19 protein-coding genes, 1 tRNA gene, 1 rRNA gene, 1 other RNA gene and 1 pseudogene are annotated in these 26,756 nt (G+C 70.2%); 7 read left to right on the top strand and 16 right to left on the bottom strand.

The window, feature by feature from the left end; genetic code table 11:
- The 3 genes from ABZX10_RS05940 to ABZX10_RS05930 form a co-directional block, all read right to left on the bottom strand.
- A 16S ribosomal RNA gene (locus ABZX10_RS05940) occupies window positions 1-84 on the bottom strand; the annotation flags it as partial.
- Window positions 85-534: 450 nt separating this feature from the next.
- A complete protein-coding gene (locus ABZX10_RS05935) occupies window positions 535-1,449 on the bottom strand; it encodes a pseudouridine synthase (RefSeq protein WP_355535714.1) in 915 nt (304 codons plus the stop codon).
- A 37-nt stretch (window positions 1,450-1,486) separates the two neighbouring features.
- Window positions 1,487-1,927, bottom strand: a complete 441-nt coding sequence (locus ABZX10_RS05930; RefSeq protein WP_355535663.1) for an SRPBCC family protein — start codon at window positions 1,925-1,927, stop codon at window positions 1,487-1,489.
- Between the two features lie 189 nt (window positions 1,928-2,116).
- Between ABZX10_RS05930 and ABZX10_RS05925 the strand changes: the two genes are divergently transcribed.
- Together ABZX10_RS05925 and ABZX10_RS05920 are read left to right on the top strand one after the other, a co-directional pair.
- Window positions 2,117-3,514, top strand: coding sequence for an FAD-binding oxidoreductase (locus ABZX10_RS05925; RefSeq protein WP_355535711.1), 1,398 nt, complete (start codon window positions 2,117-2,119; stop codon window positions 3,512-3,514).
- Between the two features lies 1 nt (window position 3,515).
- Complete coding sequence (locus tag ABZX10_RS05920) at window positions 3,516-4,817, top strand: class I SAM-dependent methyltransferase (protein ID WP_355535660.1); 1,302 nt, start codon at window positions 3,516-3,518, stop codon at window positions 4,815-4,817.
- A gap of 32 nt (window positions 4,818-4,849) precedes the next feature.
- On the opposite strand, the gene ABZX10_RS05915 is transcribed toward ABZX10_RS05920, so the two are convergent.
- From ABZX10_RS05915 to ffs, 6 genes are all read right to left on the bottom strand, one after another.
- The gene (locus ABZX10_RS05915) at window positions 4,850-7,057 is read right to left on the bottom strand and encodes a DNA polymerase III subunit gamma and tau (protein ID WP_355535657.1); all 2,208 of its coding nucleotides are present in this window, start codon (window positions 7,055-7,057) and stop codon (window positions 4,850-4,852) included.
- A gap of 79 nt (window positions 7,058-7,136) precedes the next feature.
- A complete protein-coding gene (gene phoA / locus ABZX10_RS05910; RefSeq protein WP_355535654.1) occupies window positions 7,137-8,606 on the bottom strand; it encodes an alkaline phosphatase in 1,470 nt (489 codons plus the stop codon).
- Between the two features lie 56 nt (window positions 8,607-8,662).
- Entirely contained in the window at window positions 8,663-9,895 is a 1,233-nt protein-coding gene (locus tag ABZX10_RS05905) for a threonine/serine exporter family protein (RefSeq protein ID WP_355535651.1), read from the bottom strand.
- Window positions 9,885-11,165, bottom strand: coding sequence for a glycosyltransferase 87 family protein (locus tag ABZX10_RS05900; protein WP_355535648.1), 1,281 nt, complete (start codon window positions 11,163-11,165; stop codon window positions 9,885-9,887). The genes ABZX10_RS05905 and ABZX10_RS05900 overlap by 11 nt, the downstream gene beginning before the upstream one ends.
- 28 nt (window positions 11,166-11,193) lie before the next feature.
- The gene (locus ABZX10_RS05895) at window positions 11,194-12,480 is read right to left on the bottom strand and encodes an aminotransferase class I/II-fold pyridoxal phosphate-dependent enzyme (RefSeq protein ID WP_355535645.1); all 1,287 of its coding nucleotides are present in this window, start codon (window positions 12,478-12,480) and stop codon (window positions 11,194-11,196) included.
- A 35-nt stretch (window positions 12,481-12,515) separates the two neighbouring features.
- Window positions 12,516-12,610: signal recognition particle sRNA small type (gene ffs / locus ABZX10_RS05890), an RNA gene on the bottom strand.
- A gap of 61 nt (window positions 12,611-12,671) precedes the next feature.
- Between ffs and ABZX10_RS05885 the strand changes: the two genes are divergently transcribed.
- Together ABZX10_RS05885 and ABZX10_RS05880 are read left to right on the top strand one after the other, a co-directional pair.
- Window positions 12,672-12,760: transfer RNA gene (locus tag ABZX10_RS05885), tRNA-Ser, on the top strand.
- Between the two features lie 1,545 nt (window positions 12,761-14,305).
- Entirely contained in the window at window positions 14,306-14,599 is a 294-nt protein-coding gene (locus ABZX10_RS05880) for a DUF1330 domain-containing protein (protein ID WP_355535642.1), read from the top strand.
- Window positions 14,600-14,629: 30 nt separating this feature from the next.
- Here the strand turns inward: ABZX10_RS05880 and ABZX10_RS05875 are convergent, their stop codons facing one another.
- Window positions 14,630-15,079, bottom strand: coding sequence for an SRPBCC domain-containing protein (locus ABZX10_RS05875; protein WP_355535639.1), 450 nt, complete (start codon window positions 15,077-15,079; stop codon window positions 14,630-14,632).
- 84 nt (window positions 15,080-15,163) lie between these two features.
- Here ABZX10_RS05875 and ABZX10_RS05870 point away from each other — a divergent pair, with 84 nt between their 5' ends.
- On the top strand, window positions 15,164-16,003 hold the full coding sequence (locus tag ABZX10_RS05870) for an alpha/beta fold hydrolase (protein ID WP_355535636.1): 840 nt from the start codon (window positions 15,164-15,166) through the stop codon (window positions 16,001-16,003).
- 86 nt (window positions 16,004-16,089) lie between these two features.
- Window positions 16,090-17,646 carry a PE-PPE domain-containing protein gene (locus ABZX10_RS05865; protein WP_355535633.1) on the top strand — a complete coding sequence of 519 codons (1,557 nt, stop codon included), beginning with the start codon at window positions 16,090-16,092 and terminating at the stop codon, window positions 17,644-17,646.
- Between the two features lie 3 nt (window positions 17,647-17,649).
- Here the strand turns inward: ABZX10_RS05865 and ABZX10_RS05860 are convergent, their stop codons facing one another.
- Both ABZX10_RS05860 and ABZX10_RS05855 read right to left on the bottom strand, forming a co-directional pair.
- Entirely contained in the window at window positions 17,650-18,291 is a 642-nt protein-coding gene (locus tag ABZX10_RS05860; RefSeq protein WP_355535630.1) for an SRPBCC family protein, read from the bottom strand.
- Window positions 18,288-18,419: pseudogene (locus ABZX10_RS05855) on the bottom strand (transcriptional regulator); the annotation flags it as partial. The pseudogene ABZX10_RS05855 and the gene ABZX10_RS05860, both read right to left, overlap by 4 nt.
- A 163-nt stretch (window positions 18,420-18,582) precedes the next feature.
- Here ABZX10_RS05855 and ABZX10_RS05850 point away from each other — a divergent pair.
- Complete coding sequence (locus ABZX10_RS05850) at window positions 18,583-18,711, top strand: hypothetical protein (RefSeq protein ID WP_355535627.1); 129 nt, start codon at window positions 18,583-18,585, stop codon at window positions 18,709-18,711.
- Window positions 18,712-18,714: 3 nt separating this feature from the next.
- On the opposite strand, the gene ABZX10_RS05845 is transcribed toward ABZX10_RS05850, so the two are convergent.
- The 4 genes from ABZX10_RS05845 to ABZX10_RS05830 form a co-directional block, all read right to left on the bottom strand.
- The gene (locus ABZX10_RS05845) at window positions 18,715-20,238 is read right to left on the bottom strand and encodes an esterase-like activity of phytase family protein (RefSeq protein WP_355535624.1); all 1,524 of its coding nucleotides are present in this window, start codon (window positions 20,236-20,238) and stop codon (window positions 18,715-18,717) included.
- Between the two features lie 34 nt (window positions 20,239-20,272).
- A complete protein-coding gene (locus tag ABZX10_RS05840) occupies window positions 20,273-22,519 on the bottom strand; it encodes a helix-turn-helix transcriptional regulator (protein ID WP_355535621.1) in 2,247 nt (748 codons plus the stop codon).
- Window positions 22,516-24,705: a helix-turn-helix transcriptional regulator gene (locus tag ABZX10_RS05835; RefSeq protein WP_355535618.1), complete on the bottom strand. Its 2,190-nt coding sequence runs from the start codon at window positions 24,703-24,705 to the stop codon at window positions 22,516-22,518. The genes ABZX10_RS05840 and ABZX10_RS05835 overlap by 4 nt, the downstream gene beginning before the upstream one ends.
- A gap of 115 nt (window positions 24,706-24,820) precedes the next feature.
- Window positions 24,821-26,431, bottom strand: a complete 1,611-nt coding sequence (locus ABZX10_RS05830) for a PGRS repeat-containing protein (protein ID WP_355535615.1) — start codon at window positions 26,429-26,431, stop codon at window positions 24,821-24,823.
- Between the last annotated feature and the right edge of the window lie 325 nt (window positions 26,432-26,756).

The following is a 26,756-nucleotide window of genomic DNA, read 5'->3' as shown; positions in this document are numbered from 1 at the left end:
CCCCGAAGGGCCTTACCGTTCGACTTGCATGTGTTAAGCACGCCGCCAGCGTTCGTCCTGAGCCAGGATCAAACTCTCCATAAAAAACACTAGAAACACAAGGTTTCAGCATAATCCAGGAAATCCTGAACAAAACGAAACCACTGACAAAAATCAATGATTCCAGAAATACATCTCGCAAAGAAATAAACGAGAAAAGCCACAACACAAACAACCAAAAATTTGATTGTCCATGCGTGCCAAAAAATTTTGGCACTGACAATTTCATCGACACACTGTTGAGTTCTCAAAGAACACGCCAAACGCGGCCCGCACCACCACGTCCCGTGCGGGACGTAGTCCGTGGATTGGAGACCTTCGCAGACATCCTCTCGTGTCAGCGCGACGATCCTTGCGGATCTTCCCGGTTTCCGACATCCGGCGGCGCTTCGACTGACCTGAAGATCAGGTCTCAGTGGGCCTGCCGGGCGGCGCCGTGGCGCTGCTGACTCGAAATAAGTTACAAAAGTCGAGCGCGAAACACAAATCGGCTGGTCAACCACTGGATCGAGTGCTGGGTGCGGCCAGGTCCCGCGCGCTCACGAACTCCCGCTCGGCACCGTCGACGGGATCGATGAAGCGCAGGCTTCGAGCCAGTAGGCGGAGTGGGTCGGAGAAGTCACCGTCGACTGTCTCGCGCTGCTCGGGGTAGAGCGGGTCGCCCAGGATCGGGATTCCGAGGCGCGTCATGTGCAGTCGTAGTTGGTGGGTCTTGCCGGTCTCCGGCCGCAGGCGGTACCGCCCGACAGTGCCGCCGGCTCCGTCGGGCGCAACCGACTCCAGGGCCACGCGGGAGCGAGCGTTGACGGGGCCCTCGACCTCGTACGCACGCATGATTCCGGGCGTCTTCTCTATCCGGGATTCGACCACGGCCGGCAGGGCCACGTCCGCCCGCACGGGTGCGAGAGCGGCGTACTCCTTGTGCGCGGCACCGGTCGCGAAGAGTTGCTGGTAACGACCCCGGACCGCGGGGTCCCGTGTGAACAGCAGGACCCCGGCCGTCAGGCGGTCCAAGCGATGGGCGGGCGAGAGCTGCGGCTCGCCGAGCTCACGGCGCAGCCGGACCAGGGCGCTCTGCACAACCCGGGCACCGCGCGGCATGGTGGCGAGGAAATGCGGCTTGTCCACCACGACGATGCGCTCGTCCTGGTAGAGGATCGGCATGGGGAAGGGGACGTCGATCTCGTCGGGCAGTTCCCGATACATCCAGACCGCCTGCCGGGCGGCCAGCGTCGTCGACGGGGCGAGCGGCGCACCGTCGGACCCGCGAACGCACCCGCGGGCGCTCTCCCCGGCGACGTACTCCGAGGTGCCCGGGAACCGGGCCTCCAGGACCTCTCCGAGCGTGCGCCCGTCCTCCTCCTCGGCGATCACAAGACGCGTCGGGTCGACCCCGTCGCGCAAGGGCAGCGGCGCGACCGGGGCGCCGCGATGCCGCCGGGGGCGCCTAGCCGTTGGACTCGACCTGCACCTTGAGGTTGGTCAGCAGTTCGTCGTAGATGCGGCCGAGCCCCTTGGGCGCGAAGGTCTTCTCGAAGAAGCCGCCGATGCCGCCCGCGCCCTGCCAGGTGGTGGTGATCGTGACGGTGGACCCGTCGCCGGCGCCGGTCACGCGGTAGACGGTGACCATCGAGCTGTTCGCGTCGGTCTCGGTGACGGAATCGGCGGAGGCGGTGACGGAGGCCCGCACGTTCCGCGAGCGCTTCTCCGTCGCCTGCAGGACCCACTCGGCGACGGTGCCGTCGCCCTGCCCGCCCTCGACCACGCGGAAGTCGCGGTAGTTCGGGGGCAGGATCTCGGCCCGCCGGGTGTAGTCGGCGATCGCGGCGAGTACGGTCTCGGGCGCGGCAGCGATGGTGGTGGACTTGGTGGCGGTTACCTGGGCCAACGTACTTCGATCCTCTTAGTGACGGGGCCGGCGGCGGGGCTGCCGGCATGGATGTCGGCACCGCCGACCTGTTCGATGCCAGCCTAACCAATCGGTAGCGACCCGCGCGCGTCGCGGCCGAGAGGTATAGCGTCGGTAAACGTGAGCGATCGCAGTACCGCGCCGGTCCGCACCCCGACCACCGTCCCGATCGGTGGCGAGTCCGCCTACCGGGAGGGCCTCGAGCGCCTGCTCGCCAGCTATCGGGCGATTCCTGCCGGCGCCCGGGTGCGCCTGGCCAAGAAGACCTCGAACCTGTTCCGCGCCCGCGCCGCGACGGACGCACCCGGCCTGGACGTTTCGGGCCTGAGCGAGGTGATCTCGATCGACCCGGAGGCGCGCACGGCCGACGTCGGCGGAATGTGCACCTACGAGGACCTGGTCGCGGCGACGCTGCCCTTCGGGCTCGCTCCCACCGTCGTGCCGCAGCTCAAGACGATCACCCTCGGCGGCGCGGTGACCGGCATGGGCATCGAATCGAGTTCGTTCCGCGCGGGCCTGCCGCACGAAGCGGTCCGCTCGATGGACATCCTCACGGGCACCGGCGAGATCGTCACCGCCACACCGGACGGACCGCACGCGGACCTCTACTTCGGCTTCCCCAATTCGTACGGCACGCTGGGCTATTCGACCCGGCTCACCGTTGAGCTGGAGCCGGTGGGGCGGTACGTGGAGCTGCGCCACGTGCGGTTCCACACGCTCGACGACCTGCAGGACACGATGAGGGACATCGTCGACGAACGCGAGTACGACGGCGAACCGGTCGACTACCTCGACGGCGTGGTGTTCTCCGCCGACGAGTCCTACCTCGTCCTGGGCCGTAGGACCGACGAGGACGGGCCGCTCAGCGATTACACGGGCCGGGAGATCTACTACCGGTCGATCCAGCACGCCGACGGCGTGACCCGCGACCGGCTGACGACCCACGACTACCTGTGGCGATGGGACACCGACTGGTTCTGGTGCTCGCGCGCCTTCGGGGCGCAGAACCCCACCGTCCGGCGGTTCTGGCCGAAACACCTGCTGCGCAGCAGCTTCTACTGGAAGCTCGTGGCATTGGACCGCAGGTGGGACATCGGCGACCGGCTTTCGGCACGCAAGGGCGAGCCGCCCGGCGAGCGGGTGGTGCAGGACATCGAGGTGCACATCGACGAGATCACCGAGTTCCTCGAGTGGTTCCTCGCCGAGATCCCGATCGAGCCGATCTGGTTGTGCCCATTGCGGTTACGTGATCCGCTACCGCCCGGCGCCGATCCCGACCGGCCGTGGCCGCTCTACCCGCTGGAACCCGGGGAGACCTACGTCAACGTCGGTTTCTGGTCCGCGGTCCCGAAGCAACCCGGCCAGATCGAGGGCCGGGCGAACCGCCTGATCGAGGAGAAGGTCTCGGAGCTGGGAGGGCACAAGTCCCTGTACTCCGAAGCCTTCTACGAGCGCGCCGAGTTCGACGAGCTCTACGGCGGAATCCACTTGGAGAAGTACAAGTCCCAGTACGACCCGGAGGATCGCCTCCTGGGCCTGTACGACAAGACAGTCAGGAGGCAGTGATTTGACGCGCTCCACGGAGCATCTCCCGAAGCTGAGCCTCGCGGAGATCATCGAGAAGGTCGCGGGCGGCAAGCTCGCCATCCGGGTGAAGGCCTACGACGGCTCGTCGGCCGGCCCGGACGACGCACCGTACGGACTGGACCTGCTCACCCCGCGCGGGACCACCTATCTCGCAACGGCTCCCGGGGACATGGGCCTCGCCCGCGCCTACATCGCCGGCGATCTCGAGCTGACCGGCGCTCCTCCCGGAGACCCGTACGAGGCGCTCAAGGCGCTCTCGGACGACCTCACGTTCGCCAAGCCCGGACCGAAGCTCATCGCACAGATCGCGCGATCGGTGGGCGCCGAGCGGATGATCCCGGTCGCGCCGCCGCCGCAGGAGGCGATCCCCCGGTGGCGCCGCATCGCGGAAGGACTGCGCCACAGCAAGGCCCGGGATGCGGACGCGATCCAGCATCACTACGACGTGTCCAACCGGTTCTACGAATTGGTCCTCGGCCCGTCGATGACCTACACCTGTGCCTGCTACCCGAACGCGAACGCCACGCTGGAGGAGGCACAGGAGAACAAGTACCGCCTGGTCTTCGAGAAGCTGCGGCTCAAGCCCGGCGACCGGCTGCTGGACGTGGGCTGCGGCTGGGGCGGCATGGTGCGCTACGCGGCCCGCCGTGGCGTGCACGCCATCGGCGCGACGCTCTCCAAGGAGCAGGCGGAGTGGGCACAGGCCGCGATCGAGGCGGAGGGCCTGGGCGAGTTCGCGGAGGTGCGCTTCAGCGACTACCGCGACGTCCCCGAGGGCGACTTCGATGCGATCAGCTCGATCGGCCTGACCGAGCACATCGGCGTGCACAACTACCCGTCGTACTTCACCTCGCTGCGCGACAAGCTGAAGACGGGTGGGCTGCTGCTGAACCACACGATCACACGGCACGACAACAAGCTGTCGGGCAAGGGCGGCCAGTTCATCGACCGGTACGTCTTCCCCGACGGGGAGCTCACGGGCTCCGGCAAGGTGATCGCCGCGATCCAGGACATCGGCGGCATGGAGGTCCGGCACGAGGAGAACCTGCGTGAGCACTACGCGCTGACCCTCGCGCAGTGGTGCAAGAACCTGGTCGCCAACTGGGACGAGGCGGTGGCCGAGGTGGGCATCGGCACCGCCCGCGTGTGGGGCCTGTACATGGCGGGATCGCGACTGGGCTTCGAGCGCAACGTGGTCCAGCTGCACCAGGTCCTGGCTGTGAAGCTGGACGAGAAGGGCGGTGCCGGCGACCTGCCCTTGCGCCCCTGGTGGGACGCGTAGTCGCGCTCTCCGAAACCCGGCGCTCGCCCCGATCAGATCGGGCGGGCGCCGAGTTCGTTGCGGAGCAGTTCGAGGGCGATCTCCTCGGGGTCGCGGCGGGGGGCGGTGGCGCCGCCCGACACGGCGTCCTCGCGGTGCGCGGCCTCGATCATCTCCTCCTCGGAGACCTCCTCGACCGGCGCCGGCTCGGGGTCCGGCTCAGGTGGAAGCGGGATGTCGTCATGGTGCGACGGTGCGCGATTCTCCCGGCCGGCGGGCCGGGGATCGGGCCGCTGATCACCCGCGCGGCTGCGTCGTTCGAAGGTGGGCGGGGCCTTGCGTTGTGGTTCCGCGGCAGGGCGCTGCTGCGGCTGCGCGGCCGGCGAGCCCTGCTGCGGACGGGCACCGCTGCCGTCGCCGACCTCGACGTTCCACTGAGTGCCGAAGACCTCGCGCACCGCCTCGCGCAGGTTACCCACGTGCTGCTGATCGCTGAACCGGCCGAGCAACGCCGGGATCGGCAGCGCGAGATGTAGGACATCCCCCGCCAGGCCGAGCACCTGCATGTTCGTCATCAGCGTGGCCGTGACCTTGCTGCGGCTGCTCACCGCCCGGAGCACCTTGGGCCAGGCCGTGCGGACCTCGTCGATCGACGGGCCCGACGGTCCGTGCGCCGCAGCGGGTGCCACCGGGGGCGCCGGCGCGCGCTCGGGCTCGTACTCCGGCTCCGGCGGAGTGACCGGCTCCGGCGCGGGCCGGACCGACTGCGCGGCCGGCGCCGCACGCGGCGGCACTTCCGGCTCCGGCGCAGCGACGGGCTCGGGATTCGGCTCCGGAGCCCGCTCGGGCTCCGGGGCGGGCCGGTGCAGCACCGGCTCGGACTCGGCCAACGGCACGGGTCCGGGCGCAGCGCTCTCCTGCGGAGCAGGCTCCGGCGCGACAGGCGCTGCTTCCGGCGCCGCCGCGGGCGGCGCCTCGGCCTGCCGCTGGCTGGGCCGAACGAAGCGGGAGGCACCGTCGGACTGGGGAGCGGGGGCGGACGCCTGGGCCGGAGCGGCACCGTCGGGCACCGGACCGGAGGGCGCGGACCCGGCGGCGAGCGGCGCTCCGGCGGGGCGGCGTTCGAGCGCTTCGATGCGCTGCAGGAGGGCGGCCTGCGAGTCGTCGGCGGCGGGGAGCAGCATGCGCGCGCACATGACCTCGAGCAACAGCCGAGGCGACGTCGCGCCGCGCATTTCGGCGAGCGAGGCGTGCGTGACCTCGGCGCAGCGGGTGAGCGTGGCCAGACCCAACTTCGCGGCCTCGCCGCGCATGGTCTCGAGCACGTCCACCGGCACGTCGATGAGCCCGCGGTCAGCCGCGTCGGGAACGGTGTGCAGCAGGATCAGGTCGCGGAGGCGTTCGAGCAGGTCCGTGGCGAACCGACGGGGATCGTGCCCGGCCTCCATCACCCGCTCCACGGCGCCGAACAGCGCGGCACCGTCGGAGGTGGCGAGAGCGTCGACCGCGGCGTCGATGAGCGCGGTGTCGGTGACGCCGAGCAGGCCGAGTGCCCGCTGATAGGTGACGCCCTCGGCACCCGCGCCGGCGAGCAACTGGTCCATGATCGACAGCGAGTCACGCGGGGAGCCACCGCCGGCGCGAATGACCAGCGGATAGACCTGCGGCTCGACCGCGACGTGCTCGGCGCCCGTGATCTTCTCCAGCAGCGGCCGCATCACGTTGGGCGCAAGCAGCCGGAACGGGTAGTGGTGGGTGCGGGACCGGATGGTGGTGAGCACCTTCTCCGGTTCCGTGGTGGCGAAGATGAAGATGAGGTGCTCCGGCGGCTCCTCCACGATCTTCAGCAGAGCGTTGAAGCCCTGCGGCGTGACCATGTGCGCCTCGTCCACGATGAAGACGCGGTAGCGGGACTCGGCCGGGGCGTAGAAGGCACGGTCGCGGAGCTCGCGGGCGTCGTCGACACCGCCGTGGGAGGCGGCGTCCATTTCGGTCACGTCGAGATTGCCGGGGCCACCGGGGGCGAGCGCGACGCACGAGTTGCAGACCCCGCACGGCGTGCTCGTGGGGCCCTGCTCGCAGTTGAGCGAGCGCGCCAGGATGCGGGCCGACGAGGTCTTGCCGCAACCGCGCGGGCCGGAGAACAGATAGGCGTGGTTGATGCGCCCGGAATCGAGCGCTGTACTCAGCGGCTCGGTGACATGCTCCTGGCCCACGACCTCGGCGAACGTCGCTGGACGGTACTTCCGGTAGAGAGCCACGGTGTCAGGCTACCGGGACGGGGTGACATGCACGGCCGACGGTTCGTCGGTGCACATGCCGCCCCGCCCGGGGCGCTCTCTACTTCTTGTCGCGGTCCAGGCCGAGGACGTCGGTGATGTAGAAGAACGGGTCGGTCTGATCCGTCACGCCCACGACGTTCGCGGCGCCGGGGCCGTACGCGGCGATGCGGACCTGGCCACCGGTGTGCTGCTCCTCGCCGGGGTCGAGCGAGGTTCCGTAATTGACGGTCAGGACGCCACCGTCCTTGGTGTTCAGCGTGCGGGTCAGGCCGGGGGTGACGGTGCCCGCCTCGATGATCTGGCTGGTGTGCGCGTGATCGCCGGTGACGATGACCAGGGTGTCCTTGTCCTGCTTGGCGAACTCGAGCGCCGCGGACACGGCCTCGGACAGCTGCACGGTCTCGCCGATCTGCCCGCACGGGTCGGCGTCGTGATTGGCCTTGTCCACCGAACCGGACTCGACCTGCAGGAAGAAGCCCTTGTCGCCCTTGAGCAGGTCGATGGCCTTCTTCGTCATCGACGCGAGCTTGGGGGTGGCACCGAACGCCGGGTTGGGGGCGCAGGTGACCGGCGCCTCCTTGCCGCCGTCCTTGGTGGCGGTCGCCTTGTCCCACAGGCGCGGCAGGTTGCCGTCGGCGAATACGCCGAGCAGCGGCTTGTCCTGATCCGCCGTCTTGATCGCGTCGAGCTCGTCGCCGGAACGGACGATCTGGTAGCCGCGCTCCTTGGCCTGGGCCTCGAGGGTCTTGTCCCGGTACTCGCCCGCGGTCGCGGTCTGCGAGAAGGTCTTCCAGCCGCCGCCGAGGGTCACGTCCGCACGGGCGGCCAGCAGCTGCTCGGTGATGGACCCGAGGCCGCCGTTCTCCAGCGCGTCGGAGGTGCACTTCTCCTTGGTCTCGACGGGGCCGTAGCACTTGCGCTGGGCCACGTGCGCGACCTGCACGGCGGGGGTGGCGTCCTGCAGCTCGGTGGTGGTGACGTTGCCGGTCCGGCGGCCGTTGGCCCGCGCGATCTCGAGGATCGAGCGCTGCGGCTTGCCGTTGACGTCGACCCCGACGGCGCCGTTGTAGGTCTTGGTACCGGTGGCCCACGCGGAGCCGGAGGCGGCGGAGTCGGTGGTGTAGTCGGGCTTCTTGGTGGTCTTGTCCAGCGCGTACGTGGTGTAGTCGCCGGAGAGCGGCAGCTCGTCGATGCCGGGGATCTTGCCGCCGGCGCCCCACTGGTAGTTCCGCGCCAGCGTGAGCTCCTGGTTCGCGGTGCCGTCGCCGATCACGAGGATCACGTTCTTCGCCTTCGATCGCTGGATCGAGTCGGCGATCGCCTGCGTCTGGTCGCCGGCGAGACGCTTGGCACCGCCGTGCGCGGTGATGTCACCGGCCGCCGCGCGGTTGATCTCGACCTTCGCCGCGGTCTCGCCCGAGACGCCGGGACCGCCGTTGTCGCCGCCGCACGCCGCGACCATGCCGAGCACTGCCACGGCGCTCACCGCGAGAGCCACCGGGGCTTTGCCACTACCGAGTTTCGTCATTCCAGCATGGGAACATGCGCATTTGAACATCTCTCGGTGTGCAGATGAACAACCCGTTACCGACGCGCGCGAAGCCGCGCGAGCGGTCCGGCGGCGGCCTGCGCCATCGCGGATCCGAACAGCAGGCCCAACGCCAAAGCGCAGATGACCGCGCCGACGTCGACGACGGTCCGCACGCCTTGCTGCGGGTCGATGCCCACCGAGGTGACCGATAGCAGCCCGAGGCTGCCGGGCACCAGCACCCAGAACGCGGGCAGGAAGACCACGAGCCGCGGCAGCTGCGGCCGCAGATACGCGGCCAGTGAGGCACCCAGGCTGCCCGCGATCGCGCCGAGGAAGCCGCCCAGCACCGCACCCGACGCGGCCTGCCCCGCGAGCTGCGCCCCGAACGCCGCCGCGACGACCACCGCGATCGCCGGCAGCAGGCGCATGGACGCTCCCTCGTTGAGACACAGCCCGACGCAGATCACCGCGAGCCCGACCGGCGGCCCCCACGCGCCCAACTGGTTCACCCGCACGTTGGCCAGCAACTCGGGTGCGACGCCGAGCACCGTCGTCGCGCTGAGGATGCCGAGGGAGAAGAGCAGCAACTGCACCGTGCCGAAGGTGAGCCGGGCACTGCCCGCCACCATCGCGCCGGCGGCCAGCTCCGACATGCCGGTCACGACCAGCGCGCCCGGAAGGAGGACGGCCAGCGGCGCGAGGAGGGTGCGCAGCGGACCGTCGAGCCAGCCCGCCTGCGCGGCGGCGAACACGCCCGTACCCACCACGAACGCGGCGATCGTCGGGAGCAGCGTGGCGGCGAGCCGCACCCGGCCGGCGAGCCGGACGAGCAGCATCACCGCGCCGCCCCCGATCGCGGCGGCGGCGATGTTCGGCCAGCCCGGCTGCAGCAGCATGGCGATCCCGACCGCGATCACCGACCACGACAGGTCCTGCAACCAGCGCGGATAGCGGTGCGGTAGCGACCGCAGGTTCCCCAGCCGTGCGAACGCCTCGTCGACGGTGAGCCGCCGGGCGTTCAGGCCCCGGCGGACCTCCGACACGACCGCTGACTGATCCAGCCGCAGCGGGCCGGCGACGGACTCGAACGTGGCCGGGGAGCCCGGCTCGAGTCCCAGCGTGAGCCCCGTCGGGGTGGCCCCGACCTGGGCGAGCGGGTAACCGAGGGCCGTGGCGACGCCCTTCAGGTCGTACTCCACCTCGTGCACGGGCTGGCCCCCCGCGATCATCGCGGTGCCGAGGTATGCGAGCAGCCGGCGGTCCTCGGCGACGCGGTCAGGCTGCACGATCGGCCCGGTCCGCCCGCCGCAGATGCCAGGTCGCGCCGAGCAGGGTCGCGGCGAAGATCCACACGTAGACGCCGCCGGCGAGGGCCTTGAGCAGCGGATTCTCCATCGGCCGCAGGAAGATGCCGATGGCGTACGTGTCGTGGACGTCGTCGACGCCGGTGGGCTGCAGATGCGGGAAGTAGGTCACCCAGATGAAGGTGGCCGCGACGAGCCCGGCGGCCGCGAGCAACGGGAACGCACGGTCCGCCCACGCGTCCGCCTGCAGCGCACGACCGAGCAGCAGGACCAGCAACGGCACGATCCACACCCAGTGATGCCCCCAGGAGAAGGGCGATATGGCGCAGGCGGTGAGCCCGACGACGGTGATCGCGAGCAGCGTCTCGCCGCGGCGGTGCGCCCACGCCGCGATCGCCAGCCCCGCGAGCGCGGCGGGCACGGCGACCGCGAGCCAGATCACCGTCGAGGGCTTCTCGGCCCGGGTGAGGAAGGCGATGAGGCCGTTGATGGACTGGTTGCCCACCTGGTTCGGCTCACCGACGCGGGTGGCGTCGAGGAACGTGCCGGACCAGTACCTCCACGACTCGCGCGGGATCACCAGGAACCCGATCACGACGGTGCCGACGAGCGCGCCCAGGGCGTTGCGCGCCTCCCGCCACTGCCCGGTCACGACGAGGTAGGCGAGGAAGAACAGCGGCGTGAGCTTGATACCGGCGGCGATGCCGATGCTGAAGCCCTTGAACCGCGCCCCCGTGGGCCGCCCCAGATCCCACAGCAGGAGCAGCATGAGGAAGACGTTGATCTGACCGAACCAGATCGTCGTGCGGACGGGCTCGAGCACCGTCGCCACGAGCGTCAGGCAGACACCGGCGAACCACAGGCGCCAGTCCCGGGCGAAGCCGAGCAACCGGAACGCGATCATGATGCACGCCAGCAGTGCGAGCAGCACTGCCACTGTCCAGACCCAGCGCATCACGTCCGTGGACATCCAGCTCAGCGGAACGAACAGCACGCCGGCGAAGGGCGTGTAGGTGAAGGGCAGGATGTCGTTGAGCAGGGCACCGTCGTAGAGTCCCTCGCCGCCGTGGGACACGATCTGGCCGCCCTTGCGGTAGACCTCCGCGTCGATCTGGTTGTGGAACAGCCCGTACATCGGCGTGGAGAACGGGATCCGCACGAACTGCTGCCACACGGCGGCCCCCGCGGACACCGCGAAGAGGGCCAGCATCCACCACTGCCGGGGGAACCGCCGGCTGTTCTCGTCCGCCACCGGCGCGATCCTCCTGCTCTTCGCCGCCCTATTCGGGCTGCGACATCAGCTTTTCAGCAGAAGCCAAGAGTACACAGGTCGCCACGCCGTCCATTGCGGTCTCAAGCTCGTCGATCGACGGGAAGGTCGGCGCGAGCCGGATGTTCCGGTCGTGCGGATCCTCCCCGTGCGGGAAGGTCGCGCCGGCGGCCGTCAGGGCGATACCCGCCTCCTTCGCAAGGGCGACGGTCCGCGCCGCTGTCCCGTCGAGCACGTCGAGGCTGATGAAGTAGCCGCCCGTGGGCTCGCTCCAGGACGCGACCTTGGCCGCGCCGAGCCGGGCCTCGAGGATCTCGAGGACCCGCGCGAACTTCGGCGCGATGAGGTCGCGATGCTTGCGCATGTGGGCCCGCACGCCCTCGGCGTCGCCGAAGAACCGGGCGTGCCGCAGCTGGTTCACCTTGTCGGGCCCGATCGAGGTCAGACCGGTGTACTTCCCGTACCACGCCAGATTCTCGGCGGAGGCGCCGAGGAAGCTCACGCCGGCTCCTGCGAAGGTGATCTTCGAGGTACTGGCCAGCACGTACGGTCGGTTCGCGTGGCCGGCCTCGGCGGCCAGGCCCAGGACGTCCGGGTCCGACGGTGCGTCGCCCACCAGGGGGTGCACGGCGTAGGCGTTGTCCCAGAAGATGCGGAAGTCCGGCGCGGCGGTCGGCATCGAGACCAGCTCGCGGGTGATCTCCTCGGAGTACACCGAGCCCGTGGGATTGGCGTACTTCGGCACGGTCCAGATCCCCTTGATCGAGGGGTCGTTCGCCACCAGATCCTTGACCACGGCCATGTCGGGGCCGTCCGGGTTCAGCGGAACCACGATCATCTCGATGCCGAACTCGTGCGTGATCGCGAAGTGCCGGTCGTAGCCGGGGGCAGGGCAGAGGAACTTGACCGACTCCTCTGCGCCCCAAGGCCGTTCACCGTCGACGGTGCCGTGGATCCACGCCAGGGTGATCAAGCGATGCATGATCTCGAGGCTGGAGTTGTTCTGCGCGTAGAGGTTCGATACCGGGATGCCGAGCAGCTCCCCGAAGATCGCGCGCAGCTCGGGCAGGCCCGCGAGGCCGCCGTAGTTCCGGGTGTCGGTGCCGTCCGCGGCGCGGTAGTCGCCTTCGCCGGGCAGCGCCAGCAGCGCGTTCGACAGGTCGAGTTGGTCGGGCGCGGGCTTGCCACGGGTGAGATCCAGCTTCAACCCCTGGGCCTTCAGCGTCTCGAACAGCTCCGTCAGCTTCGCGTGGACATCGGCGAGCTCGGACTGACTCAGGGACACGTAGGTGGACATCGGGTGCGCCTCCGGCGGAAATCGGGCCCGGACAGAAAAGGGGACTCCGCGCACCCGCCAGAGCCCGTTGACCCTTGCTGCGTTCCCGCCCTGGGGGAGTTCACAGGATGGACGCCGCGCGGAGTCCGTGGACCACTATACGGGTCCGGGCTGGTTTGGGTCGACGGGGGCCTTCGTCTACAGTGGTCCACGGAGGATTCGCCTAGTGGCCTATGGCGCTCGCCTGGAACGCGGGTTGGGTTAATAGCCCTCAGGGGTTCAAATCCCCTATCCTCCGCCACGGATCGGCCCGTGACCAGCATGAACGCTGGCACGGGCCGAATCTCGTCAACGAGTGCGTCAATGTCGCCTGCGTGTGGCGAAGGCCGCGCGGCGTGACCGCCGGTAGTGCGTCCGCACCCAGATGCCGCCGCACCGCCTCCAGAGAGACGGTTCGAAAGTGCCATGTCATCCGTTCGGATGAACTCCGCGCAATCTTGGGACCGCATCGCTGGGACGGGGCATACGTTCAGCGCATGCATCTACATCCATCCCGCGTGGCTGCAGCGTTAGCCGTGGTCCCCACCCTCATCGCGGGATGCGGTTCCAGTACCGACACGACGACTGTCACTTCAACGGTCATCATGACGCCAGCGGTGCCGACTGGCGTCATCACAACGTCGCCATCCCTCGCCGGCACCCCGACCGATCCGAGTTCGGCGAACGTCGAAGCCAATCCGGCGACGTATCGATTCCGCGGCGACGGCTATTTCTTCAGCACACCTTCTGGAAAGTTCACCTGCGGTATCGATCTAAGAACCCCGGGAAGCACCAGCGCTGGCTGCCAGGGTTCGACAACGCCTATCCCACCTCGCCCCGCCAGTTGCGGAGCAGGACCAGGATGGGGGCACGGGATGCGCGTCGACAATACCGGTGCCACGTCATTCTTGTGCGCTGGCGGCGTCGTCTACGGCACCGGGTTCCGCTCTCCCGAACCAGTACTTGGATACGGCGTGAATCTGACCGCGGACGGCTTTAGATGCACCGTCCGAACGTCCGGCGTGACCCGCACGCACCTTGCCTCCGGGCACGGGTTCATGATCGCCGCCGAGACGAACCATCAGTTTTAAGTCACCCCGAGGCCGGCAATGAAGCCGCAGGCGTCATCCACTCGATCGAGGTTCACATCGTGAAACTGCATCCCACCAAGAACAGCAGGCGCTTGCGTGCGATCATCTTTCGCCTAGCAACACCGCTCGTCGTAATCTCATCTCTTTCGGCGGGCTGCACCCATGGCGATGACACACACCCGGCACCGGTGACGGTTACTCGATCCACTTTCGATACAAGTGCAGCTGCGTCGGCCGCGAGTTCTGACAACGCAAGTCCGGGCAACAATGAGACGTATCGCGACGCTATTGTGTTGGGCAGCCCCGGCAATAATTACTCGGAAGGATTCGGGCAGGTCGCGCCGCGATCAGTCGACTTCAGCGGACACTGCAGCGCATCGATCACAGACATCACCTGGAAGGGGTGGGGTTCGGCAATCGCAACCGGAACCGGGACGCAGTGCCGAACAGCCGGCGACATACAAGCCGGCGAGCCAACTCGGCACCCCGTACTCGTGGCCAGCAACATCGGGACCTGCAACGGAAAACGCGCGTACCTGACCCTGACGCGAGACGGCGAAGTATTCAGTATTTGCAACTATCGCTAGCGCATCTCCGTGCGATCGGCTATCGATGCTGTGCTGCATCGGGAACCGCCCCTGAATCATTCGCCGGGCATAAACGGCTCGCTCCGACGGTTCGTTTCTACGAACAGTCACTCCGAGCAAGGAGACACCGTGGCCAAGGGCTATTGGGTCAGCGTCTACCGCGTCATCAAGGACACCGAGAAGTTGGCCGCCTACAACGAACTGGCGCGGGTGGCCGTCCAGGCCGGCGGCGGGCGGCTCCTCTCCCTCGACGGTCGCGTCACCCCGTACGAGCACGGCGTCGCCGAGCGGACGATCCTGATCGAGTTCGACAGCTTCGAGCAGGCCGTCGCCACCCGCGAGAGCGCGGCGTACCAAGAAGCGCTCGCCGCGCTGGACGACGCCGTCGAGCGCGACTTCCGCGTTGTCGAGGGCCTCGGCTGACACCGGCCCGCTTCGGATCGCGAGCCTCGGTCAGTCGGTGATCGCCGCCACCGCGGCAGCGAGCTTGGGGATCAGCGTGTTGCGGTAGCCGCGCTCCGCGGCATTGCGGGCGAACTTCTGCTGCCGGTCCTCGACGTCGAAGCCCGACATCGTGAAGACGATCCGGGTCCCGCGCCCTTCGGGCACCAGCCTCCAGTCGACGATCCAGCGCGCCGGGCGCGGCGCCCGCAGGTCCGTGTAGCTGTGCACGAACCGCACGGCGGGCACCGCGTCGATCACCTCGCACGAGACCTCACCGGGCGGATCCGACGGGATCTCGAGGATGAAGGTCGTGCCGACCTCCGGTCGCAGCCCGACCGATCGCACCAGCCACTGCTCGACGGACGCCGACTCGGTGAGCGCGCGCCACACCGTCGACGGGGCCTCCGGCACGTACCGGTCGAGCTCCACGATCGACGGATCCGACTCGATCTCGAACACGTCGCCAGTAGACCACGCGCCGGTATCGCGGCGACGGTGTTCGGCGCCCGCCTGCCAGACTGAGCGCGAAACGAGGAGGCAGGCATGACCGACGACCGATTCCGCAGCGACGAGGGCGCACGCGAGGTCCGCGAGGAGTACGCGCGGCTGCTGTCGGCATACCTGCCGGACGTGGAGCGCACCGTCGTCGACGGGACGCACGTGCTCAGTGCCGGGCCCGACGGCGCCCCTCCCGTCCTGCTCCTGCACGGCTCCGGTGGCACGTCGCTGAACTGGGCGAACGAGATCCCGCAGCTCGCGCGGACGCACCGGGTGCACGCGATCGACCTGCCGGGCGAGCCGGGCGGCACCGTCGTACCGCGACTGCCGCTGGAGCCGGGGGCGCACGCCGCATGGCTCGCCGGCGTGAGCGATGCGCTTGCCGCAGCCGACGCGACGGTGATCGGGGAGTCGCTCGGCGGATGGGTCGCGCTGGACTACGCCGCCGAGCACCCGGCCCGCGTGCGGTCCCTCGCGCTCCTGTCGCCAGGCGGTCTCGGGCCGCGCCGGATCGCCCCACTCCTGGTGGCGGGCCTCCTGAGCCAGCTCGGTGAGCCCGGCCGCCGGGCCGCGATGCAGTACTTCACGGGCTGGACGCCGCCCACGGGACCCGGCCTGGGGCACGACCTCGGTGCGTTCCGCGGACTCGTGTTCCGCACCTTCCGGCCGCGCACCGACGGCCTGCCCGCGTTCGGGGACCACGCGCTCGCCGGGATCACCGCGCGCGTGTCCGCCGCTTTCGGCGGTCGCGACAGGATGCTCGACGGTCCGCGCGCCGCCGAACACGCACGGGCCGTGTTCGGCGAGGACGCGGTCGCGCTGCTCGCCGAAGCGGGCCACCTGCTCCCGGACCGCGCCGAGCGGGTGCTCGCCGCCGCCGGGTAGCGGGCACCGGCTGGTTGAGTTCGCAAGCACGGCGAGCACAGTCGTGCAAAACTGAGCGCAACCTGAACACGAGAGGCCGCACCGTCATGCGCGAAACCGCCCGCAAGCTCGGATACGTCCTGGTCACACTCCTCGGTGCGATCGCCCTCACCCTCACCTCGGCGGTCGCCTGGGCGGCGACGACCGTCCTCGTGGTGCCGGGAACAGGCACCAAGGACCCGTCGAAGGTGGCGGGCTACCAGGAGCACGCGATCGGCTATTACGTCGCGCCGACCGGTGCGTGCGCCGTCCCGGGCGGCTGTGAGGCAACCCCGGTGCCGTACATCGCCGAGTTCTGGCCCATCCCACTCTCCGGGTGGGGCGGCTTGCAGGGCGCGAAGTGGGACGATTCCGTCGCGAGCGGCGTGACGAGCCTGAACACCGCGTACGGCGCGGCGGACAAGACCGATCCGATCGTGATCTTCGGCTACTCCCAGGGCGGCACCGTCGTCAGCGCGGTCAAGAAGCAGCTGGCGGGACAACCCGGCGGCGTCCCCGACAATGTCTCGTTCGTCCTCATCGGCAACGCGAGCCGCCCCAACGGAGGGCTGTTCACGCGTCCGTCCTTCCTCGGCCACATCCCGATCCTCGATGTGACCTTCGGCCCCGGAACGCCGACGAACACCGCGAAGCCCGGCACGATCAACACCACAGATGTCGCGTTCCAGTACGACGGCGTGGCCGACTTCCCGCGCTACCCCGTCAACTTGCTCGCGACGGCGAACGCGCTCGCAGGATTCTGGTACGTGCACGGCACGATGCTCGCGCCCAAGGGATCCGACGATCAGTCGGCCACGCCCATCGGATACACGCCCGACGAGGTACGCGCGGCCGTCGACGCGGCGACGAAGGACTGCACTGCGGCCACCTACTGCCAGACCAGCGGTGACACCAGGTACATCACGCTGCCGGCGAAGATCCTGCCGATCATGCTGCCGTTGCTCGATCTCGGCGCCGCGACCGGGACGACCGCCGTCGTCCGGCCGTTCGTCGACCTCGTCTCCCCGCTGGCGCGCGTGATCATCGAGACCGGTTACGACCGTTCCGATTATGGGAAGGCGACGCCGTTCGGGCTGCTTCCCCCGATCGATCCGCTGCGGCTCGGCGGCGACCTACTCGGTGCTGCGGTCCAGGGCGTGGGCCAGGCCGCCACGGGCACGGGCGACGCGTCGCGCTACCTGGCGCCGACACCCACCGCGACCGCAACGACGACCGCTGACGCCCCGACCAGTGGCACCGAGGCTCCCCCGGCGGGCGATCGGTCGACGCTGCTGCAGCTCGCCAGAAGCGCCGCCCCGCTGCCGAACACGACATCGCAGGCTGAGACTTCCGCCGCCGAGTCCGCGATCCCGACGGAGCCCGCAGGCTCGACCGAGCCGGCTGCCGGAGCTGGGACGCCGACCGGAGAAGCGCCGTCCGAGCCGGCCACACCGGTCGTCACGGACGCGGCCGCGCCCGGAAGCGGCGCGGCAACGGCGGAGACACCGACGGGATCGACGCCGAGCGCGACCGCTCCGTCTGAGCCTGCGCCGTCCGACCCTGCGATGTCCGCGCCGGAGAAGGACTCCGACGACGCACCCGTGGTGCCGGCCGCGGCGGCCTGACCGCTACTCGCCCGAGAAGAACGCGGCGGTCCGCTCGCCCTGCGCGCGAGCGAATTCGGCGGGCACCCCGGCGGACTCGGTCGCCGCCGCCCACGACGTCGCCGACTCGATGATGAAGGACTTCGCGGCCGGCATCGCGAAGAACGCTTCGGCATCCTCCGGGCGGTCCTGGCCGGTCGTGATCAGTGCGTTCAGGCCCAGGAACCCCAGATCCCAGCCGACGCCGGTGGCGCCGGGTCCGAACTGCTCGTAGAAGTCCCGGGCGTTCTCCCCCGAGTGGGTCAGCGTGAGACGGGCACCGTCACCGTCGGCCTCGACGGCGACCTCCACCTGCGAACTGCCGCCCATGATCTCCCAGGAGATCAGGTACCGGTGCGGCGCATCGCATTCGAGCACGGTACCGGCGGCGTTACCCTCCACCTGGAAGCGGCCGCCGAGTACGAGCTCGCCGTGGACCGGCGCGAACCAGCGCGGTAGGCGCTCGGCGCTGGTGACGGCGTCCCAGAGGTCGGCGACGTCGGTGGGGTAGGTCTGGCTGAGCGAGGCGGAGACGAAGACCTGCCCCTCGCCGCTGTCGCGCACCTCGGCGCGACGGGTGACCGCCGCCGGCTGGGCCGTGGCGAGATCGTCGATGTCGTAGGTCATTTCTCGTCCTTGTCCCTAGTCGATCGGCGGGCCTTCTTACCGCGCGCGATCTCGGTACCGAGGGCCGCGAGACGCGGCGCCCAGAAGTGTCGGAAGGGCACCAGCCAGTCATCCACCTGACGCAGCGGTTCGGGTCGCACGGCCGACCTGCTCCAGCGCAGGCCCGACCTGCACCGCCCCGTCGCGGAGCGCCTCGCGCCCGGCACGAGCTACCGCGAGCTCGGCCCGGGCGACGCGCCGGCGGCATTCGCTGCGCTCGCATCCCCCTGGCCCGTCATCCGGTGGCACGCGATGTTCGTGCTGTCCCACGCGCGCCTCACGCCCGCCGACCGCACCGCGTTCCGCAGCGCCCACGCCCGGCTCCTGACGGACGATCCGTCGGCCGAGGTCCGGGAGTACGCCGGGCGGGTCGCGCCCTGACCCCTACCCGACGGTGACCGTGATCGTCCGCTCGACGACGGGCTCGTTCAGCTTCGTCGTGTCGACCTTGAGTATTTCGAGGCTGTCCTGCAGCCCGTTGGCCAGGATCTTCGCCGTGAGCTGGAAGGGCGTCTTCGGGCCCGCGATCCCAGCGAGTCCGAAGTCGCTGTCGTTGGCGATGAACAGGGTCTTCCCGCCGTCGGTGGTCGCGAGGCCCTCCACCTTGTCGTGGCCGAAGAAGGTCCCGGCGGGGTTGAGCTTGTCGACCAGGCCGCTGAGGTCGAGGGCCGTCGTCTTGCGGACCGGGGTGATCCCGGCGCCCTTGAGCGCCGCCTCCGCCTCGGGCGTCGTGCTCACGCCCACGATCGTCTCGGGGTTCTGCTCACCGAGCGGGGTGGCACCGTCGAGGCTGATGCGGTAGACGGTCTTGCTCGCCCGAGGGGCGGGCTTGCCGTCGCGCTCATCGACGAGGAACTCCGTGTTGGAGATCGCAGTGATCTCGGAGACCGCCTTCTTGGTGTCCTTCGGGTTGTCCAGGAGGTAGACGAACTGCTGGACGGCCTTGGTCTTGAGGTCGACGACGACGATCCGCACGGCCGGCACCTCCTTCGCGTTGCCGTTCAGGCCCGGGACGTTCAGCGCCGACTGCATGATCCCGACCAGGCGCGAACCGTCGGGCGTCACGGTGAGTCCCTCCATGCCCTGGTTGGGCGTGCGGGACTTCAGCACCTCCGGCAGCCCCTTGCCCGGCACGAGGCGATCGAGTTCCTGGCCGTTGGCATCGAAATGGATGAGGAAGGGCCCGTATTCGTCGGACACCCAGAAGGATCCGTCGGGCAGCGCGACGAGCCCCTCGGGATCGATGCCGTGGTCGGTCGGCGGGATCTCCCGGCCGTCGAGGTCGAGCATCTTCTCCCCGGTCGGTGCGGCGGTGTCGTTCCTACCGTTGAGCGGCTTGCCGTCGCGACCCTTGAGCGTGATGACGCTGGTCAGCTTCACGACACCGTCCTCGAGCGCGAACCGGCCGATCTGCGGCGTGAAGTCCGGCGTCACCGACACCTTCTCGTCCTTCCCGGGACCGTCGACGTTGGGGCCGCGGTCGGTGAGGCCGTAGAACTCGCCCGGCGCGCCGGGGACGGGCGTCCACGCCGAGCCGTAGCCGCTGCCGTCCACGGATACTCCGCCGACGGTGGCGAGCGGCGGGATGTCCGACGAGTACAGCGCGACCGCGGGCGAGACGACCGCCTTGAGCTGGACCGATCCGGTGAAACCGGCCTTGGGCTTGAACACCAGGGCGCCCCCCTTCGCCGCCTCGACGGTGCCGTCGGCCGTCGGCTTGACGGCGACGACGGCGCCGCCCTGCGCCAGACGCGCGAGCTGCCCGGCGCTGATCGTGAGCGGCGCGTTCGCACCGGTCTTCAGATCGAGCTTGGCCGCGTCCTCTGCCTTACCGGGCGAGCAGGCGACGAGTGTGCCGCCCGCAAGGACAGCGACGAGGGCGGCGGCGAGGTGGCGACGTGAACGCATGTCCTGTGCTTACCAGATGCGGATGAACCGGACGCTACCCGAAGCGAGCGACCAACTCCCTGCGGTTGGCGACGCCCGCCTTCGGGTAGATCCGGTACAGGTGCCCCTCGACGGTGCGCAGGGCGACGCCGAGCACCTCGGCGACCTCCCGATTGGTGCGGCCCGCCACGACGAGCTTGATCACCTCGCGCTCCCGCGCGCTCAGGCCCTCGTACGACGGGGCCGCCTCCGCCTCCGCGGCCACGCGCGCGTCCCGCACTCCCATGCCCCACCCCCGGTCCGCGAACAACTCGCTCTCCGCCCGCAATGCACGTGCGTCCCGCTCCGCCATCGCGACCGCGTAGTCGTGTACCGACGCGACGAGCGGAGTGTCGAGCCGCGTCGCCAACGCCGCCGTGACCGCCACCTGATCCCGGGCACCCAGCCATACCAGTCGGATCCGCATCCGCAACTCCCCAACCAGGTCACCCCGCGCGTGCGCCCCCGCGACGGCACGCTCGAGGTGGCGCACCGCCTCGCGGTCGTCGCCAGCGATGCCCGCGCGCGCGACGTGTAGCTCCACGTCGAAGAAGTGGACGTACGGGGGCATCGTCGCAATGGCGAACTCGCAGGCCGCGACTGCCTCCTCGCGCTGCCCGGCGGTCGACGCGGTGTCCGCGAGCCAGGCCGCCACGACGGCCTGCCACACGGGGGTGGCACCGCTGCGCGCGGCCTGCGCCGCACGGCGCATCGCAGCGACGGCACCGTCGATGTCACCGGCTGCGATCGCGACCCGACCGGCGAGCGCGTCCACAATGCCCGTGGCCTGCGGCTCGCCCGCGGCGCGCGCGTACAGGTCGTCGCAGATCCGCAGGGCCTCGTCGACCCGTCCCCGCGCCAGCGCCGAATCGGTCAGGGCGAGGCCGAGAGTGAACCGTTGCGTCCCCGAGGCGCTGCGCTCCGAAGCCGCGAAGCCCAGGCGCGCATGTCGCTCAGCCTCCTCGAACCGCCCTGCAGCCGACAATGCATTGGCAGTGGCGCTGGTGAGCCAGACCATCGCCGGGGAATCGATGTCGACCATCTCCACCATCGGCAGTCCGTCACGAAGCACCGTCGCCAGGTCGCCGGCGAAGAACGCGAACTGGATCATCAAGGCGTCCAAGAGATCCCGATGCGGGGACTGAGCGAACCGCTCACGAGCTGCGGTGACCACAGCAAGCGCCCGATCGCCGGCGCAAAGATTGCAGTGCAGGTTCGCCGCGCGGGCGGCGGCGACCCGCACCGCGATCGCGTCCTCGAGGTCCTGCGCTGCGAGGTCCGCCAACCGGGCTTCGGCGTCGTCCGCCGCGCCGCTCCACGTCAGCGCCTCGGCGAGCACCAGGACACCCTCGGCACCGGCTCCCGCGTCAACGGCCAGGCGCGCCAATTCCCTGGCCAGCCCGAGATTTCCGACAGTGTGCGCCGCCTGCGCGGCCTGGACCAGCAGCCCCGGGTCGTAGTCGGCGACCGAACCCCGCCGCATCACCAGAGCGCTCTGGATCAGGCGACGCGGGTCGGAGTCGGTCCGAGTGCGTAGCGCACGCACGAGATCCCCGCACAGTCGATCCCGGTCCGCCGCGCCGAGCTCGGCCAGCGCCTCATCTGCGACAGCACGCTCCGCCAGAGTGACGCGCGCGCTGAAACGGACCGCCTGCACTCGAACCAGACCCGCGGATTCGACCGCCGCCGTCGCCTCGGACCCGAACAGGCGTTCTGCATCGTCGAGTGAAAGATCGCCTGCGAGCGCGAGTGCTTGAAGAAGGCGTCGATGCAACGGACGCAGTGAGCGAACGGTCGGCGGGCGTTCGCCGCCACCTCCCCCTTTCCAGGTGACCACCGGGAGAGCGTCGATGAACGCCCGCACGGCGCCTTCGCTCACCTCCTGCGAGCGCGACGCGAGGGCGACGACGCGCACCGCACCGCGGAGCACCGACTGGTGCAGCGAGATCGCACTGAGCGGATCGAGGAGGTGCACATGGTCGATCACGACCACGGGCTCGCCAAGTGCGGCGATCTGCCGGCAGGCCTGTGCCATCAGGGCCGGGGGATCGCCGCCGGACAGCAGGACCATCCCTCCTAACGCCCCGAACGGTAGATCCTGGAGGGCCGCGCTCCCTTCGACCCGGAAGACCGAACGACCGGCTATCCGCGCGCGCTTCGCGAGGTCGGAGAGCACGGCGCGCGCGCCGACGGCACCGTCGATCCGCACCGCACAGGCTCCCTCACCCGCCACGACCTGGTCGAGTACCGCGTCCACGCTCATGTCTCCGTCTCCCGCCACGGCAGTGCGTCCACCAGCTCGGTGCGGTTGCTCACCCCCAATTTGGCCAGCAGGTGGTACACGTGTCCCTCTACCGTGCGAATCGATACACCGAGCCTGGTCGCGAGCTCGCGGGTTTCACCTCCGCGCGCGAGCTCGCGTGCCACGTGCCGTTCCTTCGCACTGAGCCCGGCGCAACGCATCTGGGCGGCCCAGCGCGCTGGTGTCCGGAGGTCTGAATCCGAGCACACCGAGGCGAGGGCGGCGGTGGCGGCAGGCCCGTCACCGGCCCGCGTGTATTCGACCGCAGCCCAGGCCTGCGCATCGGCCGCCGCGGACGCCATGCCCGCGGCGTGCAGCCGCCGGCCCGCCTCGAGCAGCGCCCCGGGCGCTCGCGAGCGAAGCGCCCGGGCGAAGCCGGCCACCAGCCCGGCACCGACCGGACCCCCCGGCGGGTGCACGGTCGACGACGGTGCGGTGCCGCGATCGCCGAGGCGAGCCAGTGTTAGGCGCGATCGCAGCTCCGCCTCGCGATGCCCCTGTGCGAGAGCGTCTTCGAGCGCCGCGCGCGCGGCGTCGACAGCCCGCTCGACGTCGCCGCGGGCCGCGAACGACCAGGCCCGAGCAAGTCCCAGATCGGTGCGGTACACCTGCATCCCGTCCAGTTGCTGCGCCTCGGCACGGCCCAGGGCCGAAGCCGATTCAACATGCCGCCCCAGCTCTCCCAGTGCCTGCGCCAGCCCGGCCCCAGCGACGCTCTGCCAGCCGCGCGGCATGCCTTCCATGGCGATCAGGGCTTCCTCGAAGGCTGCGCGGGCAGCCTCCGGCCGACCTGCGGCCAGCAGTGCTCGCCCGCGCGCCACGGCGACGACGGCCGACGCATGTGGTGCGCCAGCGGCGAGCCGGTCGAAATCATCCCCGCGGCGCAGCGCCCGTCCTGGGTCACCGTCGGCAATCGCGGCATCGGCCGCTGCCACGGCGAGCATGAACCTCTGCACGCCGGAGTCGCAACGTCGGGCGGCGGCCAGTCCCACACTGATTGCGGCCTCGGCTGCCCGGCTTTCGCCGTGGGCCGCACGGGCCGCGGCCGCGGCACTCGCGGCCCACACCACCGCCACCGGTGACGGGTTGTCGAGCAGTGGATCAGCCAGGGCGAGAGCGCCATCCAGATCGCCTTCGAAGTACCGCAGTAGCGCGATCGTGGCGTCCAGCAGAGCCGCATCGGGGTGCTCACCCAACTCGTCGCGGCGCTGCTGCAGCAGCGTGCGAGCGGCGTCGATGCGGCCGTCGTTCCAGGCGAGCGAGCCCGCTCCGACGAACGCACAGAAGGAGCGCAGTTCCGGCGGCGCCCCCGGCACGTCCAGCCCGGCGAGTGCGGACTCGACCGCGGCACCGTCGCCGGTCCAGGCAGCCGCGGCGGCGAGTTGGAGCCGCGCAGGCAGACCACCCCCATGATCCGCGGCGAACTCCGCGAGGCGCCGCCCGAGATGTGGTTCGCCCATCGTCGCCGCCGCGGCGGCACCGGCAGTGAGGACGTCCACGTCGATGCATCCCGCGTCGGCGCGGGTCATCAGATCGGCCATCCAGATCACGTGCCGTGTATCGGCCGGTCCGCAAAGTCCGGCCGCGGCCTGGGCGGCCCGCACCACCTGGCCGGCGCGCAATCGCCGCGCGGCGATCCCCATGCCTTCAAGGAGCCGCTGCGCGACGTGGGGGTCCGCCAGTCGTAGTGGGTCCCCCGGTCCGAGTATCTGCGCGGCGCGGAGCCGACGCAGGTGCTCCTCGTCTATGAGCTGTGGCCGGAGGACAGCCGGCAGGGTGCCAGCCACCGCGAGGATCTCCGCCGCCACAACGAGATCAGCGTCAACCGCGGGCGCCCGCCGGGGCCCTGTCCGCGGAGTCGAACGTTCGACGATGCGGTGCCCGTCCTGTCGTAGCCGCCGAACGACGATCGTCGATAGCGGGTCCAGATGCTCGGCATCGAGGACCACGATCCGCGCCGGCCGCGCGGCGCTGACCTGCGCGATCGCCGCACCGATCAGCTCCGACGGCGCGGCGGCCGCGGGGACGTCGATCTCGCCACCGAAGGACGACAGCGGGATCTCGACGCCGGGGATGCCGACCACCGTGAACGTGGTGATCGGCATCCCCCGCGGCCCCGCACCGGCACCACCGCGGCCATCGACCATTGCGAGATTGTAGCGCCGCGACGGCACTGCTGCGCGTAGTCCGAACGATGTAATTTCGTTACGGCAGAACAACTACCGGTCACAGCAACTTCGGTATCTCGCACCTGTGAACCTCCTATGGCGAGACTCCACCGGCACCTCCCACGCCTCCGCTACCTCCGGCGCCGCCACCGCCCCCGGTACCGCCGAGTCCTCCGTACCCGCCGGAGAACGCGCCGCCGCTACCGCCGGGCTCTCCGCCCGTTCCCGGGGTTCCGGGGTTCCCCGGCGAGCCATCACGTCCATCGATCCCGGGCATGTTCCCCGTTCCCTGATCGCCCGCTCGGCCGGGCTGACCGGGCTGCCCGGCGGCACCGCTGCCGCCTTGGTCACCCTGCTGACCCACCTGCCCGGGCTGCCCGACGATGCCGGGGGTCCCGCCCGTGCCCGCGGAGCCGAACAACCCGCCCGACCCACCGGTGCCGGGCCGACCACCTGCGCCCCCGGCACCGCCCGCGCCGCCGATCCCGCCCGCGCCACCAGCGCCGCCGCCGCCCGGAGCACCCGGATTGCCGCCGTTACCACCAGGACCGCCAGGACCGGAGTAGCCACCGGTTCCACCGATACCGCCGGGCCCACCGCTTCCGCCGGTACCCCCGGGCGCACCGGCGCCACCATCGCCGCCACTCGGGGTCGATGCACCGAATCCGCCGGCACCGCCGTTTCCACCGAGACCGCCCGTGCCGCCCTGGCCGCCCACTCCGCCGACCCCGCCATCACCGCCCGGACCGCCCGTGCCGCCCTGGCCGCCATCACCGGCATCGCCGCCGGTGCCGCCGGTGCCACCGGTGCCACCGCGACCGCCCTGTCCTCCGGTGCCGCCGGAACCACCGTTGCCGCCCTGACCACCCCCGCCGAACAGCGCGAACAGACCTGCACGTCCGCCCGCTCCACCGGAGCCGGCGGCGGTGCCCGACTGTCCCGCCCCGCCCTGGCCGCCGGTCCCACCTGTCGCCCCGGCGGTACCCGAACCGCCTGTGCCTCCAGTACCGCCTGCCCCACCGACTCCGCCACGTCCACCGGTCAGCCCGGTTCCGCCGATTCCTCCCGCGCCGCCGTTCTGCCACTGATAGAACAGCGCATCGTCACCGTCGGCTCGACCCCACAGGCCGTCGCCGCCGGCGAGCCCGGGATCACCCGGGGCACCGCCACCACCCGTGGAGCCGGGATCGCCGGGCTGCCCCGGTGCTCCCCGCGGACCGGTCCGACCGACGCCGCCGACACCACCGTCTGTTCCACCACTGCCTGGCGATCCGCTGCTGCCCTGGCCGCCCGGGGCGCCCGCGGCCCCGCTCCCGCCGTCGCCACCGCGACCGCCGTAAGCGAAGACGGCGATCAGGCCTGCCGCGCCACCGCTTCCGCCGTCCGTACCCGCGAATGTTCCGGTGCCGTTCGCCCCGCTACCGCCGTTCCCGCCGTTTCCGCCGAAAAGGCCGCCATTGCCACCCTTACCTCCGGCAACGCCGGCGACGGTGCTGTTCCAACCGTTGCCGCCCTTCCCGTACAGCAGGCCGCCGTCGTAGCCATCGGGATGTGCGGCGGTGCCGTCTGCGCCGTCGCCGATGAGCGCGTGGACAGCACCCGCGAGGGGATTGAACGGGGCGATCGCGCTCGCCACATTCTCCACCGCTCGTCCGGGAACTGATCCGCCGGTGACGATGATCCCGACCAGCGAACCCGGCAGCATCGAAGCGAGATCGGGTCCCGAATTCGAGAGTGCCGCCGGACTCGTCGCGATCTGCGTCGACACCAGTAAGGTCGCGGACGAGGGTGGCTCGGTTGACGGATCAGCGCCCGACCCAACACCCGACGGCCGATCGGGACCGGTGCTGCCCGCCAATGAAACGGTCGTCGCTGGGGAGCGGAAGTGCGGCGCAGAAGACAGACGTGGCGCCCCGAGCGGCGACCGTCGGACATCCACGGTCCACCCGTGCGGAAGCGGGATCACCTGGAGTTCGCCGTCGACCCGAGTAACGGCAGCCCGAACCCGTACCGCTAGCACGGCGGAGCTA

This window comes from Tsukamurella sp. NPDC003166, assembly GCF_040611135.1.
GTDB lineage: Bacteria > Actinomycetota > Actinomycetes > Mycobacteriales > Mycobacteriaceae > Tsukamurella.
Note: the sequence above shows the minus strand (reverse complement) of the source record. Positions and strands in the feature narration are given on the sequence as shown.

Bases quoted from the DNA above. Each gene is read 5' to 3' on its own strand.
- ABZX10_RS05845 (WP_355535624.1), bottom strand. From the start codon at position 20,238: ATGCGTTCACGTCGCCACCTCGCCGCCGCCCTCGTCGCTGTCCTTGCG.
- ABZX10_RS05895 (WP_355535645.1), bottom strand. From the start codon at position 12,480: ATGTCCACCTACGTGTCCCTGAGTCAGTCCGAGCTCGCCGATGTCCAC.
- ABZX10_RS05865 (WP_355535633.1), top strand. From the start codon at position 16,090: ATGCGCGAAACCGCCCGCAAGCTCGGATACGTCCTGGTCACACTCCTC.
- ABZX10_RS05850 (WP_355535627.1), top strand. From the start codon at position 18,583: ATGTTCGTGCTGTCCCACGCGCGCCTCACGCCCGCCGACCGCACCGCG.
- phoA (WP_355535654.1), bottom strand. From the start codon at position 8,606: ATGACGAAACTCGGTAGTGGCAAAGCCCCGGTGGCTCTCGCGGTGAGC.
- ABZX10_RS05870 (WP_355535636.1), top strand. From the start codon at position 15,164: ATGACCGACGACCGATTCCGCAGCGACGAGGGCGCACGCGAGGTCCGC.
- ABZX10_RS05860 (WP_355535630.1), bottom strand. From the start codon at position 18,291: ATGACCTACGACATCGACGATCTCGCCACGGCCCAGCCGGCGGCGGTC.
- ABZX10_RS05830 (WP_355535615.1), bottom strand. From the start codon at position 26,431: ATGCTGCCGGGTTCGCTGGTCGGGATCATCGTCACCGGCGGATCAGTT.
- ABZX10_RS05840 (WP_355535621.1), bottom strand. From the start codon at position 22,519: ATGAGCGTGGACGCGGTACTCGACCAGGTCGTGGCGGGTGAGGGAGCC.
- ABZX10_RS05835 (WP_355535618.1), bottom strand. From the start codon at position 24,705: ATGGTCGATGGCCGCGGTGGTGCCGGTGCGGGGCCGCGGGGGATGCCG.